Source organism: Marinococcus luteus (genome assembly GCF_900106595.1).
Taxonomy (GTDB): Bacteria; Bacillota; Bacilli; order Bacillales; family Marinococcaceae; genus Marinococcus; species Marinococcus luteus.
Window position 1 is genome coordinate 290405 of sequence record NZ_FNNC01000003.1, and the last position, 15169, is coordinate 305573.

Below are 15169 nucleotides of genomic sequence, written 5' to 3' on the forward strand. Positions count from 1 at the left end.
ATATTGAGTTGGCTAACCGAAGAACCTGTCTCCCAAAAAGAACTCGCGCAATTATTTCGCGACCGTATTAAGCAGAAGCCGGCGGTGAAAATTCCCGGTGTTCATGACAGTATGTCTGCATTGATCGCCAGAAACACCGGCTTTGATATTTTATATCTATCCGGTGCTGCCTATACAGCGAGCCGGGGGATGCCGGACCTTGGAATCATTCATTCTCATGAAGTCGCTGAACGGGCCCGGGATATTGTCCGTGCAGCAAAGCTCCCTCTTCTCGTTGATATTGATACCGGCTTTGGGGGAGTGCTTGATGTGGCTCGCACCGCGCGGGAAATGACCGAAGCCGGGGTAGCCGCCGTGCAGATTGAAGATCAGGATCTCCCGAAAAAATGCGGACATTTAAACGGCAAAAAACTGGTACCGGCTGAGGAAATGGTTCAAAAGATTAAAGTTATTAAAGAAGTAGCTCCGACGCTCGCCGTTATTGCCCGTACCGACGCCAAAGGCGTGGAGGGAATGGAAGCAGCTATGGAGCGGGCAGCCCTGTACCGGGAGGCCGGCGCAGACGGCATATTTCCGGAAGCTCTCTCCGCAGAGGAGGATTTCCGCCGGGCCGGGGAGAGCCTCTCCAGCACACCGCTCCTCGCTAACATGACCGAGTTTGGCCGGACCCCGTATTATCATGCAGATCAGTTCGAATCATGGGGATTTAATATGATCATCTATCCGGTTACTTCACTGCGGGCCGCTGCCAAGGCAGTCGAACGGGTCTTTCAGGAAATTCATGACAAAGGCACCCAAAAGGATATGCTTGAGGATATGCAGACACGCGAAGAGCTGTACCGCACTATTTCATACTACGATTACGAAGCGTTGGATGAAAAAATCGCCAAAACCGAACTGCCGACCATCGATGAAGATTAAAAAAATAAAGCCGGGGGCGTCCCCGGCTTTATTTGTCTTCTTCGCCGTTTGATGACTCTTCTTCGAGTTCTTCTCCGTAATATTCTTCCATCACCCAGTCATTTTCGTTAAGTGTTTCGGCTAAATCCTCTCCTACATACCGCACGTGCCAAGGCTCATACTGATAGCCGGTAATATCCGTTTTATCTTCTGGATAGCGGATTACAAAGCCGTATTCATGCGCATTTTCTTCAAGCCATTCTCCTTCTTCTGTGTCACCGAGATCTGTCGTTAACGAATAGCCGACGGAAGCAGCACTCACGTCCATAGCCAGACCGCTTTGATGCTCACTCTCCCCGGCTCTTGCGCTATATTTGTTCGCCTCTTCCTCCCCGTCTTCTTCCGCATTAGCTGCAAATATACTTTCCTGACGGTCATACGAACGGTATCCTGACACAGCCGAAAGCTCAATTTCCTCCTCTTCAGCCTCCGCGAACATGTTTTCAAGCTGCACTGCCGCTTCCTCTCTCATATACTTTTTCTGCGGCTCTCCCTCAAATGGAAAAGCCACATCCGGTATTACTAAGTTTTCCGGTTCATAATCTGACGGCAAGTGGTATTCCCGGTTAATTAAAGCGTCTATAGCCGAGGGATTCTCTAAATCCCCGTTTTCTCCTGTCTCGGGTGGCTCCTCTCCTGCATCTGCCTGCTCTTCATTTTCTGCTTCCTCTGTCTTCTCTTCTGTATCGCTCTCTGTTTCTTTCTGACTCTCTTCGTTGTTATTTTCCTCTGAAGGGTCCGAAGAGGTTTCTTCAGCTTCATCGGTCCCGCTGTCTTCGTTCCCGTTATTTGCACAGCCAGCGCTGACCAGCAGCCCCGAAATTCCTGCAACAATCATCCATTTTTTCATCATGGGCATCCTTTCCCTGCCATTCAAGGCGGTCTTCATGCTTTTTGTATTTACGAGACTGTCTGCCTAGTTAATTATCCCTTACTTCCTCATGAATTTTTCCATCCGTCTTTATGTTAGCATCTCAAGCGCCGATATAAACAGTAGAATCAAACATAAAAGGATTGAAATGATAACTGGCTGCCCCCTTTCACGGAGCAGCCAGTTTTCTATCTTTCTGTTTTCAATTGTTCTTTATTATCCGCGTGTACCTGCTTTAATGGTGCTTCAAATTTATGACGGTCAATAAACGCAAAAATGGCGCTCTCCACGTATGGGTCCTCCAACGATTTTTTCGTATTTTCAATATACCATTCTGAATCCCGGAGACGCCTTTCTATTTCTTCCGGCTTCGAAGCAACGAGTCCGTGTCCCGGGATCACGGTGCTGTACTTGCCGTCCTTCCAGAGCTCATCCAGCTTCTTTAACGTAAACTGGTAGGATTCGCTGTGATACTCAATAATGGGAATCTCTACATTGCTTAAATAGTCCCCGGCGATACAAAGGCCGAGCGGCTCTACGACCGCCGCCAGTCCATCCACAGTGTGACCCGGCGCCAGGTAGAACGTAATTTTAGTCTCTCCTTCTTCAAGCACCTGCTCATCCGAATCAATAATAATATCTGGTTTCGGGTACAGGGCTTCATAGCTTCGGTGAATATAGTATGCTTCGTCAAACTCTTTCATTTCCTGAACAATCTCTTCTTTATCCGATCTCGCATTAAATCCGCGGGAAGCAATGATAGTCGCTTCCGGAAAAGCGCCAGCCCCGATAATGTGATCGAAATCCGAATGGGTCAGCAGCAGATATACTGGCTGACCCTTTTTTCGCTCTTCGACAAAATTCTTTATTTCCTCAATTTCGGCTGGGAGCCATGTAGGATCTGTAATTAATATTAAATCCTCTGTCACTACGACAGTCGTATTTGTCTGATAGAGCTCGCTTTGAAATACGCTCCATTGTTCACGATCTAATCTTTTTGCCACGCTGATCACCTTCTTATTAGTATTCATTTACATTTTCTTTCCCGAAAATGAAAGGTTTCATTCATGAATTGAAGTATTATTTTATTGAATAATTATATAAATGCATATAAAAGCAGAGCATCTCTTTTTTATTTTTCATAAGCAAATCGTTCGCATTCATCCCCCCTTTCTCTTATCGTAAAAATATACACTAGCCTAAAAGGAGGAAATTTTGTTGCTGAAGCAATGGATAAGAAGCCTCTCTTTCTCAAAACGCTGCTACTACTGCAGCTCAAAAACTCCCTATATGCGTCCATACTTTACAAAACAGGATGAAAAAGTATTTGTCTGCGAAAAATGCCTGGAATACGCTGAAAGAAGGGCTATGCAGCGAGCCGACTAGGAAAAAACGTATGTCATTTTCGTTTTATATATATCGTTTTGCGCTTATCTCTTTTTTCGATCCTGATCTATATTACAATAGAGAAAAAGACCGATTGGAATTGGAGGGGCCCCGATGAACGAACATGATAAAGAAATGCTCGAACTAATTGAAACTGGCGTGGTCACGTTAATGCGCCGGGCAGATTTTAAGCGGACGCTTGACAGTCAGGCAAGCAGCCTGGATCGTTCCGCTTATTTGATCCTTCAGGTACTGCATCAGCAGAGCCCCCGTTCTGCACGTGAACTGGCTGATCATTTTCTCCTCGATATTTCGACTCTCAGTCGTCAGATCCACTCACTGGAGAAAAAAGGCCTTGTTTCCCGCAGGCCGGATCATCACGATAAACGAGTCAACCAGATTGTTATTACGAACGAAGGAATCGAGGCGATCAATACGCTGAAGCAGGAACGAATTCATATGTATGATAGCCTGTTAGCTGACTGGGATAAAGAAGAGCGCGATCAATTTGCCCAGTTGCTCGAGCGATTTAATAACACCCTCGTACAAAAAAGGGGTCTTCCTTCTTCATAATGCACATGCCGGGCCCTGAACCAGAGCCCGGTTTTTTTATCAAAAATAAGAACATTTGTTCGTTTTAAATATTTATTTTGAGGTATACTTTATAGAAAGAAGCAACTGTTTCACCGAAGGAGGGTGGGCCGTGGAGCGGGTTATTTTTCTTATCGACATGCAGTCGTTCTACGCCAATGTTGAAAAATTGTATTATTCCAACCTGCAGCATAAACCAACAGCCGTAGCCGGAGATCCATCCATCCGGAGCGGTGTGGTTCTGGCTGCCTGCCCTGTTGCTAAACGCCAAGGAGTGAAAACAGCCGAGACAATTGGAGAAGCGCAGCAAAAATGCCCAGAGCTCGTTGTCATCCCTCCGCGCATGGAGCTTTATTTAAAGATTTCTGTACAAATTGCGACGGCGCTTGAAGCTTACACCGATAAAGTAGAACCCTACAGCGTAGACGAGCTTTTTGCAGACATGACGCATACATATAAACATACGGCTTCCACGCCGGAGCAGGCGGCCCTGTTCATCAACCGGCATCTTCTTCGGGCGTTCGGCGTCTACCCCCGCACCGGTATCGGAGCGACCAAAGTTCTCGCCAAGATGGCATGTGACCATTTTGCCAAAAAATCTGCCGACGGGATTTTCACCTTGAAGCAGGAACAGCTGGCTTCAACGCTTTGGCCTCTGCCTGTGAATCATCTGTTCGGGGTCGGGCGCCGGATGGAAAAACACCTGCGGCAGATGGGGATTCGAAAAGCCGGCCACCTCGCCGCCTACCCTGTGGAAGAGCTGCGGCACCGCTTCGGGCTGAACGGAGAGCTTCTATGGCAGACAGCGCACGGCATTGATCCTTCCCCTGTCTCTCCCGGCACTCACACGCACCGAAAGGCTGTCGGGCACCATATGACCCTTCCCCGTGATTACTCGAGTTGGGATGATATCAGCGTCGTGCTTCGCGAGCTGAGCGAGGAGGTGGGACGCCGGGCCCGGATGGAAGGCTGCAGCGGCTGGACAGTTACCGTAGGAGCCGAAGGTCATGACAACGGGAATTCTCTCCATTTTCACCGACAGGCTGCACAGGCCGAACCGGTTAATGACGGCAAAGCTATCTACGAAGCCGCCGCCTCCCTGTTTCGTAAACATTGGACACATTATCCGGTCCGCGGACTGAGCGTAAGTCTTCAACAGCTTGAAAGCAATCAATTTGTACAGTTGGATTTGTTTTCCGAAAAAGAACACCGCGAAGATTTAAACAAAACGATCGACGCCCTCAAAGACCGGTACGGACCAGCTGCTGTGCTCCAGGCCTCATCGCTTCTTCCCGGCGGCCAGGCCCTTTCCCGGGCAGAAAAAATCGGGGGCCACTACAAGTAGGCCCCAGCTGCTTCAGGAACAAGAGTTGACGGCAAAGACAAAAAACGGGATGCTGTAATAAATTGTACTTCCAAGGAGGAAAACTCATGAAGGAATCATCTGAACAGTTTTTATACGATCTGCTCCAAACTCCCTCTCCATCCGGCCATGAAATGGCTATTCAGCGCAAGTGGCTTCAGTACGTCTCTCCGTATGCGGATGAAGTTCACACAGACACGATAGGCAATGCCTGGGGCACCATCAATCCGGAAGCTCCGTTCCACGTACTTTTAGCCGGTCACTGCGACGAAATCGGCTTTCTAGTAAAGTCTATCGACAGCAGCGGCTTCGTACGGGTGGAAAAGCTCGGCGGCATCAGCCAGGCACCTGCTCTGGGAATGAAAGTGACCTTTCAGGGCAGACAGGGACCTATCACCGGCGTTACGGGCGTCAATGCGGAACACAAAGGCGGCAGTAAAAAAGATTTCGCTTTTTCTGATCTGTACATAGATTTTGGGGCCAAAAGCAAAGAAGAAATGGAAAAGTACCTTTCCGTCGGTGATGCCGGAGTTTACGAGCGCACTCCCGAAAAGCTGTTAAACAACCGTTTCAGCGGACGGGGACTCGACAACCGGACAGGTGCCTTTATTACCGCAGAAGTGCTTCGCCGGCTGCAGGACAAACGCCCGGCGGTCGGCGTCTACGGCGTGAGCACGGTCAACGAAGAAACAAACATGGGCGGGGCTCATTTTGCCGGCGCCGGCCTCCGTCCGGATTTAGCAATTGCCCTCGACGTTACATTTGCTTATGATTACCCTGGGTCCAATCCGAATCAGGAAACAGAAGTGACGCTTGGCGGCGGGCCCGTGCTGGCTAAAGGGGCTCCGATCCATCCGACAGCTAATGAAGGACTGGAGCAGGCTGCCAAAAAATCCGGTCTTTCCGTACAATACGAGCTTACTCCGCGGGTGACCGGTACTGATGCCGACCGGCTTCGTCTCGCTGGTAACGGTGTTCCAAGCGTCAATGTATCTCTTCCTCTTCGTTATATGCATGCCCCGGTGGAGACAGCCAGCATGGATGATATCGAAAATGTTATCGGGCTGTTGGTTGAATACATTTGTTCCCTGCAGGAAAATGAAGACCTGCGGCCTATCCGTCCGTAATTTACTTTTACGTACCTTTTATTTCACGGCTCTCTTCCTTTTTAGGAAGAGAGTTTTTATCATTTGTACTTTTTTGATTCAAGGCTGTTCATTTGAAGCTAAAACCGCTACGATACAATTATGAATATTTGTATCTACATCACTCAAAGGAGATGCAGCCAATGGAAGAACGTTTAGCAGAATTCGGACAAATCATCGATCAAATTATCTCCCGGGTCCCGGGGACCTTCGGCGAAAATATCGCTGTATTTGTTCTCGCTATTTTACTGTACCTTTTACTGCGTCCTCTCTTCTTTTTATGGAAGCCGGCAGCTGCACGGCTGTTAAAAATGCTGTGGTACATAGCCCTCGGTTATGTTCTGCTGCAGGAGGCCGGATCCATTTTCTTCATTCTTGGCTTTGCAGCTGCTGTGGAGGCATATGATCAGTTTTTTCTCTTTTTTGAAGAACGAAAACGGCGGGCTCCCATCCCAAAGGCGGAAGCAAAAACACGGACGACCCGGAAAAGAAAAGGAAGCTCTTAGGACCAGCTGACATTTAAGGAGGTTTTACATAATGAATTTTGCCACTGTGGGGACAAACTGGATCACCGAATCCTTCATTCAGGCCGGCAGTTCGCTTGAAGACTTTCAGCTGCAGGCTGTTTATTCCCGGAATATTGAGCGTGCCCAAACGCTGGCGGATCAATACAATGCCCCTGCGGCTTACGATAATTTGGAACAGCTTTGCCGGGACACAAACGTTGAAGCTCTGTATATTGCGAGCCCTACGAGGCATCACTTTTCAATAGCTATGGCCGGCATTCAGCACGGCAAGCACATCATCTGCGAAAAGCCGATGTGCTCTAATGCGGAAGAAGCAAAGCGGCTTCTTGCCGCTGCTTCAGAATACGGTGTCACAATTATGGAAGCGATTAAAAACATGTATTTCCCGGCCTGGGAGACTGTTTCGAACCATCTTGACGAAATCGGAAAGCTCCGCCGGGCATCGATTTCCTACTGCCAGTATTCGAGCCGCTACGACGCCTATCGCAAGGGGACCGTGCTCAATGCCTTTAAGCCGGAACTTTCCAACGGAGCCTCGATGGATATTGGCATCTACTGCCTCCACCCCGCCATTGAACTCCTCGGTATGCCGCACACGGTACAGGCGCATGGCTATCTGCTTGAAACCGGAACCGACGGCCAGGCCGCTGCTCTTCTCGGCTATCCGGAAGCCCAGGCCGTTGTCAGCTATTCAAAAATTTCTGCTTCCAACCAGCCGGTGGAGCTGCAGGGTGAAGACGGAACGCTCACCATCGATCATATTAACCATATGCACCGGGTGACTCTTACAAAAAAAGAGGAAACGACTGTTCTTTGGGAAAACAATCAGGAGGACTCCATGGCCCACGAAATAAAGGCCTTTATTCAGCTGTGTGCCGGCGAAGACGTGCGGCACATTCCTATCGAACGCTCTATTCAGGCGCTGCAGGTGCTTGATGAAATACGTGCCCAGATCGGCGTCCGCTTTCCTGCAGATGCCGAGGAGTAGCGGAAGATGATGAATCTTTCCTTTTTTTCTTTAATAAATGAAGGGTTAAGTGCTGTATTTGCCGTAGATTTGACTCAGGAATATGTGTTTTTCCTATTCAGCTTTGCCTTTTTTCTTCTGTTCCGGCCGCTGTGCTTTTTATGGATGCCTCCGCTTCAGCACCTGCTTCGATGTTCGTGGTACGTAATCATTGCTGTGGCCTTTTTTCAGGAATGGGCCGGAGCGCTTATTATTCTCTTTTTCGCTCTTGCTGCAGAGTGCTGGCATCTGCTGTTTGCTGCTCTGGAAGCAAACAACAGGAAAAGTCCGTCTTAAAAACGGGCTTTTCTTTTTATATGCCCTATGTTAGAATCCTCTCTTGTGTGCAAAAAACAGACCTGTCCCATATTACATATTTTAACAAGGGAGTAGATTCTATCATGAGTTCCACACAGGCAGTATCGTCTAAAAAACGGATCGGCCTGGCTATTCTGCTGGGCTCGCTGGCTGCATTTGGCGCTTTGACTATTGACATGTATTTACCCAGTTTCCCTTCTATAGCACAGGATCTTGATACAAGTGCATCGCTTGTACAGCTCAGTTTAACAGCCTGCCTGCTCGGCCTTGCCTTTGGCCAGTTAATCGTCGGTCCTATGAGTGATGTGAATGGAAGAAAAAAACCGCTGTCTATTTTCTTATTTATTTATATAGCCGCTTCTATTTTATGTATCTTTGCCCCAACAATTTGGATTCTGATTGCCTGCCGTTTCCTGCAGGGATTTTCAGCTTCGGCCGGCATCGTTATTTCCCGGGCAATTGTCCGGGACATGTATTCCGGAAAAGAACTGACAAAATTCTTTTCCCTGTTGATGCTCGTAAACGGCCTTGCGCCGATACTTGCTCCAGTGCTCGGCGGAGCTATTCTTAACTTCACGACATGGAACGGCGTCTTTGCCGTGCTAAGCGCGATAGGAATTATTATCTTCATTATTGTTTTATCCCTGCTTCCGGAAACCCTTCCGGAAACAAACCGTTCAGACAGCGATATAAAAGAAACAGTACGTACCTTTGGCAGCTTATTAAAGGACCGTTCGTTTATGGGCTTCGCTCTCGCCCAGGGGTTAAAAATGGCTGGTATTTTTGCTTATGTTTCCGGCACTCCGTTTGTGTATCAAGGCATTTACGGTGCTTCACCGCAAACCTTTGGCTTTTTGTTTGCACTTAACGGGATCGGCATTATTATCGGCTCGCAGACAACCGGCCGGCTCGCCGGTATTGTGCCAGAACGAAAAATACTCACCTTTGGGCTCGGGCTGACTCTCATTTCAAGCTCCGTCTTATTAACAATGACCGTGATTCAGGCACCGCTTGCTGCTATCGTCATTCCGATGTTTTTTGTTGTTTCAAGCCTTGGGCTTGTAAATACCGCTTCGTTCTCCCTTGCAATGGAAGAACAGGGCCACCGTGCCGGCAGCGCTGCTGCATTAATCGGGCTGCTTCCGTTTTTATTCGGTGCGGCTTCGGCCCCGCTGGTCGGCATCGCCGGAGAGCATACAGCGGTACCGATGGGCATTGTTATTTTTGGCGCAGACGCTGCGGCAGTGCTCAGCTACGTGTTACTCGCGCGATCGTCGAAAACGCCTTCTGCCGAAAAAGAAAAAACCTCTCAGGATTCCTATTATAAAAATGCAAGACCAAAAACAAGCTCATAACCTGAAATGCCCGGATTGCTAAAGCCTCCGGGCATTTCTGCTTTTTGTGCAGAACTCTATATCAAAAACCCTGCAGCCAGGCATATGGCTGCAGGGTTTAATTATTAATCTTCGATTTTTTTCCATTCTTTTGCTGATTCTGCTGCTTTTTTTACTTCTTCAAGCGTTTTTCCCATGCCAGCTTCAACCGCAGCGATATACGCTCCTTCCACAAGCGGGGCGTCAGCGATTGTAATACGGCCTTCAAGCTCCGGCAGCATTTCAAGAGCCATCTCCGCATTCATTAATGCACTGCCGATGTCAAAAAGAAGCAGCACGCCTTCTTCGGTCGTAACCGATTCCACGGCCCCGGTAATCCGGTCAACGCTCGTGCCAATTTCTCCGTCTTCAGTTCCTCCGGCTGCAGCGATTGCAACATCCTCCTGTTTCGTCTGAGATACAAGATCCACGATGCCGTCGGCGAGCTCTTTGCTGTGAGAAATGACGATGATGCTGACTTTAGCCATTAAGAGGCCCCCTCTTTGTACACTTCTGCCAACGCTTCAAAAACGAGCTGCGACGAAAAGGCCCCGGGGTCCATATGACCCTTCGAACGCTCACCTAAATAAGAAGCTCTGCCCTTTTTTGCGACCCGGTCGATGGTGGCTTCTGCTTCTTTTTCAGCTGTTTTGGCAGCCTTCTCTGCGTCTGCGCCGTGCTCTTTCATTTCATCCCGGACAGGTATCCATACGTCGAGCATGGTCTTGTCCCCGAGAGAAGCCTTCCCTCTTGTTTCGATGCCGCCGACGGCTGCCTCGATGCCTTCGGTAAACACCGCACTGTCGAGTACGTCTCTACCTTTCCATGCATTGGCAGCTTTAAGAAATGCCGTTCCATACAGCGGCCCCGAAGCTCCTCCCACCTTCGAAATCAGTGTTGAAGCTACGTCTTTATACATCGCGCCAATGTCATCGTAGGAAGCGTCTTCCACTTTATTGGCTACTTCCTGAAAGCCGCGGGCCATATTATGCCCGTGATCCCCGTCTCCGATGGCCTGATCAAGCTCGGAGAGCTTGTCCTTATGCTCCTGCATTTTTGCATTGATTCGCAGTGCCCATTGTTTCATTACTGCTGCGCTTAGTTCCATGAAAGCTTCACTCCCTGCCAGATAGTAGCAACCGTTTACGTTCCTCATCCAAATTTAAAATCGTTACCGAGCACCCTGTCATTTCAAGTGACGTCATATATTCTCCTACAAAGGTTTTCTTCACGTGAATACCACGGTCTTTCAACAGATGCATGGCCTTTCTTGCCACAATATAAAGCTCCATTAAAGGCGTCGCTCCCTGCCCGTTGATCATTAATGCTACTTCGCTACCGTCATTTAAGTGCATATCATCGAGCACGTGCTGAACCAATTCTTCCGTAACGGCATCTGCCTGCATGAGTTCGCGCCGTTCCACGCCCTGTTCGCCGTGAATGCCGGTCCCGATTTCCATCTCATTCTCATCAAGGGTAAATCCGGGTTTGCCGGAAGCCGGAACAGTACACGGAGAAAGGGAAACTCCCATCGAGCGCACGTTATCAGCCACGCCCTGCGCAATTGTCTCCACCTCGTCCAGGCTTTTTCCCTCAGCCGCTGCTGCCCCGGCAATCATATGCACAAGGGTCGTTCCTGCTACGCCGCGGCGGTCCTCCGGGTTGGAAATCGCTACATCGTCCCGTATAACGACCTGCTTGACCGTAATATCTTCTGCTTCTGCCAGATCGGCAGCCATATCAAAGTTCATGACGTCCCCACTGTAGTTCTTGACGATCAAAAGAACCCCGGAACCGCTGTCGACGGCTTTAATAGCTTCAAGCACCTGGTCGGGCGTCGGCGAGGTGAACACTTCCCCGCTCACTGCTGCGTCGAGAAGCCCTTCCCCGACGTATCCTGCATGAGCAGGTTCGTGACCGCTGCCCCCGCCGCTGATCAAAGCTACTTTGCCCTGCACCGGCGCATCGGCCCGCACAATAACATTCGTATTTTCAATCGCCCGGAGCTTATCCGGATGAGCAGCCACCAGTCCTTCAACCATTTCAGAAACAATCTGATCCACACCATTAATGAGCTTCTTCATTTCTTTTCCTCCCTCAGTCTATAATTTTGCTTTTATATCTTGTATTTGAGCGATATGGCGTTCTTCATGGAGACCGATCATTTCCAGCCACTGATGAAGAGGCATAGGCCCAAAATTGGGATGCGAAATGGAACGTGCTGCTAACTCCTCACTGGTATGTTTTTCCTCCAAGTGACGGATATAGTCTCTTGTTTCCTTCAGTTCTTCGAGCAGGCTCTGCTTACCAAATTCCATGTCCTCCGGCTGGAGCTCCTGCGGAGCTTCTGCCGGACGGCGCCGGTACTTCATCATTTGAATCGGCTTTTCTTCCGCCCTTGTAGTAGGTTCTGTTTCCAGGGCGCTTTTCATACTTCTTCCTACGAAGGCTTCAAACAACCGGAGGTGTTCGACTACCTGAGCCACACTCCAATCGGTGGCGTCTGTTTTTATGTTCCAATCTGCTTCCGGCACCGGTTCGATTTCTTCCAGAAGCTGGATGCGTATATTTTCAATATATTCCATCTTAAAACCTCCATCTAAACACAAGGATTCGATGTGTGTGTTCAATAATCCTTCTTTCTACCATGCATATTGTTTATTCCCCTTTTACCGAAGAATAAATCCTGAGTGCACAGAAATTTCCGCACATGAATTTCATCAATTTCGGGCAAAGAAAACAAAAGCAAAAAGGAGAGAATGCTTATGAGTTTTGATTATGAAGAAGATTTTGACCGTATTAATTTTCGTGAAAAACCAGAGAAGTACCTTGTAGGACGCGGAGAACAGGGCGTTTTGATGGTGGAACCGTACAAAAGTGAAATTCTGCCGTACTGGAGGTTCAAGACCCCGGACATTGCCAAAGAGTCTTCCCGGCAGATATATGAATTATTTTTGGAGTATAAAAAACAAAAGGACTTCGTCGGAATGGATATGGCAAGAAAATTTCTGCAGATGGGCTACACGCGCTCGCGCCGGTATGCCAACTATAAAGGAGGCAAAAAATACGACAAAGACGGTAATGTGAACGAGCGGCAAATTAATGAAGAAAAAGCCGAATCCGCCCGAATTTTTGAGAAAAAATGGATCAAAGCCCGGGAGGACGAAACCTATTTATCATGGAAAAAAGACCATCAGCAAAAATATGGTTAAAATAAAAAAGTTAAACAAACTTTTTTATTTTACCGCTGCGGCTACGCCTGCGATCCGTTCAGCCGCTTCTTTTAATCGCTCTTCTTCTTCCAACAGACCAATGCGGACGTACCCCTCCCCCATGCTGCCAAAGCCGTGGCCAGGAGCGACTACTACACCCGCTTCTTCCAGCAGCTTTTCGGTGAAAGAAGCGGAGGTGCAGCCTTGGGGGACTTCCATCCATACAAAAAAAGAACCCTGGGGCGACTGCACCGTTACGCCGTGATCATGAAGCGCCTGAATAAATACGTTTCTTCTGCTTTCATAAACATTCAGTATATCTGCAGCCATGTCTGCTCCGTGGTCAAACGCATACGCTGCAGTTTCCTGGACTGCGCCAAACAAACTTACATACAAATGATCCTGAATTTTATTAATCATCTCTATAACCGAAGCATTCCCTACCGCAACGGCTGCGCGCCACCCAGCCATGTTAAACGTTTTCGAAAGTGTATACATTTCCACACCCACTTCCTTGGCCCCGGGGGTCTGGAGAAAGCTGGGAGGCTTTTCGCTGTCATAGCCGAGCGACCCATAGGCAAAATCGTGAACGACACAAATGTGGTGCCGGACAGCGGTTCGGACCGTTTCTTCAAAAAATTCCGCCGTAGCAGTTCCAGCAGTCGGGTTGTTAGGATAATTTAAAAACATCATTTTTGCCCGGTTCAGCACATCTGCTTCAATCTGCCTAAAATCGGGACGAAAACTATTTTCTTTTTTCAGTGGCATAAAAGCTGTTTCTGCATTGGCAAGAGCTGTTCCCGAAAGATAGTCAGGATAACCCGGGTCCGGCAGTAACGCAGTATCCCCCGGATTAAGAAGACACTGGCTGATCTCCACGAGCCCGGTTTTTGCCCCGAATAAAACCGCCACTTCCGTTTTTGGATCCAGCGTCACACCGTATTCCCGCTGATAAAAATCAGCCGCCGACTTTTTCAAAAATTCATAGCCCCGAAACGGGGAATATTTATGATATTCCGGATTTTCAGCAGCACTCCTCATTTTTTCAACAATAGGAGCCGGAGTCGGCTGATCAGGATTTCCCTGGCCAAGGTTGATTAAATCCCTGCCTTCTTCTTTCAGGGTCTGGACTTTCCTTGAAAGCGAAGCAAAAAACTGTTCCGGCAGTCGTTCGATTTGTTCAGACGGTTCAAATCGCATAAAATTTCCTCCTGTACGCAGCATCTCCATCGTATGTTTTACAATCGTAAAAGCAAAGTATCTTCAGTGTAACGTTAAATAAACAAAAGCACATCCCTTCTATTTTTTACTAAAAATACATAAACAACATTTTTTGCTTAGTTCCAAAGGTTTACATTGTAATTATAAAATGAATACCATATAATAGTCATGCAAATGATTATTATTATCAACTGGGAGGATATACATATTGGTTAAAAAGTGGATTTCTTTATTTGCAGTTGGATTCGCCCTTTTATTTGTGCTTACCGCCTGCGGCAATGATTCATCCGGAGGTTCCGGAGAAGGTGAAGACAGCGGAGAAAATGCAGAAGCAGAAACAAGAACAGTCACTGACCCTACCGGCCGCGAAGTAGAGATTCCGGCAGAACCTCAAAATGTCGTGGCCCTGCAGAATGTGGCAGACATGCTGATTCTTGATGAACAGCCGATAGGCACTTCTGACTATTATCTTGATACTTATGGCGATCAGCTTGAAGGAGTGGAAAGCGTTGGCGGCGATACGCCAAACGTAGAACAGATCAACGAGCTTGATCCGGACATGATTCTTTTATCGGATTATCAGTCGGACTCTCTCGATCAGCTCGAACAAATCGCCCCGGTATATATGACTTCGTTTGAGGATACACCGGAAGAGCAGCTTCAAAATACTGCTGATGCATTGAACAAAGAAGACGCGAGCGAAGAATGGCTGAATGAATATGAACAACAGGCGGAGGAAGCCAGACAGACACTTGCGGACAATAACGTGCCGGAAGATGCAACTGCAGCCGTCGTCCAGTTCATCGGCAAGGAAGTATATGTTCATGACCAATCCGTCTTTGCCGGTCTGTATGAAGGCGCCGGGCTTGAACCAACAGAAGGTGTCGAAGAAAATACGGAAACTCAGGCTATCTCTCTTGAAACAGTGCCTGACTATGTGGAAGGCGCAGACTATCTGTTCGTCCTAACCGACCAGGGAGAGCCGACAGAACAGTCCCAGGAGCTTGTGGATGATCTGCTTGCTGATACACAAGCCGTACAAAACGAACAGTTTTATTACGTAAACAATACAAAATGGAGCGACTTCACGCTTCTTGGCCGTGAGTATCAGCTCAACGATTCAGTAGAAAAAATCACCAGCGAATAAAATAGAGGCCCGTTCTTTTATAAGAACAGGGCCTTTTTTGTATATACAC

Annotated in this window: 17 protein-coding genes; 10 read left to right on the forward strand and 7 right to left on the reverse strand. The window is 48.2% G+C overall.

Annotation, left to right across the window (positions count from 1 at the left end; genetic code table 11):
* Nucleotides 1-3: 3 nt before the first annotated feature.
* Nucleotides 4-921 carry a methylisocitrate lyase gene (prpB, locus tag BLV22_RS09000; RefSeq protein WP_091614155.1) on the forward strand — a complete coding sequence of 306 codons (918 nt, stop codon included), beginning with the start codon at nucleotides 4-6 and terminating at the stop codon, nucleotides 919-921.
* Between the two features lie 28 nt (nucleotides 922-949).
* Here the strand turns inward: prpB and BLV22_RS09005 are convergent, their stop codons facing one another.
* On the reverse strand, nucleotides 950-1810 hold the full coding sequence (locus BLV22_RS09005; protein WP_245724057.1) for a M15 family metallopeptidase: 861 nt from the start codon (nucleotides 1808-1810) through the stop codon (nucleotides 950-952).
* 209 nt (nucleotides 1811-2019) lie between these two features.
* Nucleotides 2020-2835: an MBL fold metallo-hydrolase gene (locus BLV22_RS09010; protein ID WP_176967725.1), complete on the reverse strand. Its 816-nt coding sequence runs from the start codon at nucleotides 2833-2835 to the stop codon at nucleotides 2020-2022.
* A gap of 496 nt (nucleotides 2836-3331) precedes the next feature.
* Here BLV22_RS09010 and BLV22_RS09015 point away from each other — a divergent pair, with 496 nt between their 5' ends.
* The 7 genes from BLV22_RS09015 (at nucleotide 3332) to BLV22_RS09045 (ending at nucleotide 9522) form a co-directional block, all read left to right on the forward strand.
* Nucleotides 3332-3790 carry a MarR family winged helix-turn-helix transcriptional regulator gene (locus BLV22_RS09015; RefSeq protein WP_091614163.1) on the forward strand — a complete coding sequence of 153 codons (459 nt, stop codon included), beginning with the start codon at nucleotides 3332-3334 and terminating at the stop codon, nucleotides 3788-3790.
* 130 nt (nucleotides 3791-3920) lie between these two features.
* On the forward strand, nucleotides 3921-5153 hold the full coding sequence (locus BLV22_RS09020; protein ID WP_091614166.1) for a DNA polymerase IV: 1233 nt from the start codon (nucleotides 3921-3923) through the stop codon (nucleotides 5151-5153).
* Between the two features lie 86 nt (nucleotides 5154-5239).
* On the forward strand, nucleotides 5240-6298 hold the full coding sequence (locus tag BLV22_RS09025; protein ID WP_091614168.1) for a M20/M25/M40 family metallo-hydrolase: 1059 nt from the start codon (nucleotides 5240-5242) through the stop codon (nucleotides 6296-6298).
* Nucleotides 6299-6459: 161 nt separating this feature from the next.
* Nucleotides 6460-6822: a hypothetical protein gene (locus BLV22_RS09030; RefSeq protein ID WP_091614171.1), complete on the forward strand. Its 363-nt coding sequence runs from the start codon at nucleotides 6460-6462 to the stop codon at nucleotides 6820-6822.
* 31 nt (nucleotides 6823-6853) lie between these two features.
* Nucleotides 6854-7831, forward strand: coding sequence for a Gfo/Idh/MocA family protein (locus BLV22_RS09035; RefSeq protein WP_091614174.1), 978 nt, complete (start codon nucleotides 6854-6856; stop codon nucleotides 7829-7831).
* A gap of 6 nt (nucleotides 7832-7837) precedes the next feature.
* Nucleotides 7838-8146 (forward strand): hypothetical protein, encoded by a 309-nt coding sequence (locus tag BLV22_RS09040; protein ID WP_091614177.1) that lies wholly within the window; start codon nucleotides 7838-7840, stop codon nucleotides 8144-8146.
* Between the two features lie 104 nt (nucleotides 8147-8250).
* Nucleotides 8251-9522, forward strand: coding sequence for a multidrug effflux MFS transporter (locus BLV22_RS09045; protein ID WP_091614179.1), 1272 nt, complete (start codon nucleotides 8251-8253; stop codon nucleotides 9520-9522).
* Between the two features lie 104 nt (nucleotides 9523-9626).
* On the opposite strand, the gene dhaM is transcribed toward BLV22_RS09045, so the two are convergent.
* The 4 genes from dhaM to BLV22_RS09065 are packed head-to-tail and all read right to left on the reverse strand — an operon-like array spanning nucleotide 9627 to nucleotide 12125.
* Nucleotides 9627-10028 carry a dihydroxyacetone kinase phosphoryl donor subunit DhaM gene (gene dhaM / locus BLV22_RS09050; protein WP_091614182.1) on the reverse strand — a complete coding sequence of 134 codons (402 nt, stop codon included), beginning with the start codon at nucleotides 10026-10028 and terminating at the stop codon, nucleotides 9627-9629.
* Nucleotides 10028-10648, reverse strand: a complete 621-nt coding sequence (gene dhaL, locus BLV22_RS09055) for a dihydroxyacetone kinase subunit DhaL (protein ID WP_091614184.1) — start codon at nucleotides 10646-10648, stop codon at nucleotides 10028-10030. Before dhaL ends, dhaM begins: the two co-directional genes overlap by 1 nt.
* 7 nt (nucleotides 10649-10655) lie before the next feature.
* Nucleotides 10656-11624, reverse strand: a complete 969-nt coding sequence (dhaK, locus tag BLV22_RS09060) for a dihydroxyacetone kinase subunit DhaK (RefSeq protein WP_091614186.1) — start codon at nucleotides 11622-11624, stop codon at nucleotides 10656-10658.
* Between the two features lie 18 nt (nucleotides 11625-11642).
* The gene (locus tag BLV22_RS09065; protein ID WP_091614189.1) at nucleotides 11643-12125 is read right to left on the reverse strand and encodes a DinB family protein; all 483 of its coding nucleotides are present in this window, start codon (nucleotides 12123-12125) and stop codon (nucleotides 11643-11645) included.
* A gap of 180 nt (nucleotides 12126-12305) precedes the next feature.
* On the opposite strand from BLV22_RS09065, the gene BLV22_RS09070 reads away from it, so the two are divergent.
* Complete coding sequence (locus tag BLV22_RS09070) at nucleotides 12306-12752, forward strand: DUF4385 domain-containing protein (protein ID WP_091614193.1); 447 nt, start codon at nucleotides 12306-12308, stop codon at nucleotides 12750-12752.
* Between the two features lie 24 nt (nucleotides 12753-12776).
* Here the strand turns inward: BLV22_RS09070 and BLV22_RS09075 are convergent, their stop codons facing one another.
* A complete protein-coding gene (locus BLV22_RS09075; protein ID WP_091614196.1) occupies nucleotides 12777-13952 on the reverse strand; it encodes a pyridoxal phosphate-dependent aminotransferase in 1176 nt (391 codons plus the stop codon).
* Between the two features lie 229 nt (nucleotides 13953-14181).
* Between BLV22_RS09075 and BLV22_RS09080 the strand changes: the two genes are divergently transcribed.
* Entirely contained in the window at nucleotides 14182-15120 is a 939-nt protein-coding gene (locus BLV22_RS09080; protein ID WP_091614199.1) for an ABC transporter substrate-binding protein, read from the forward strand.
* Nucleotides 15121-15169 lie beyond the last annotated feature (49 nt).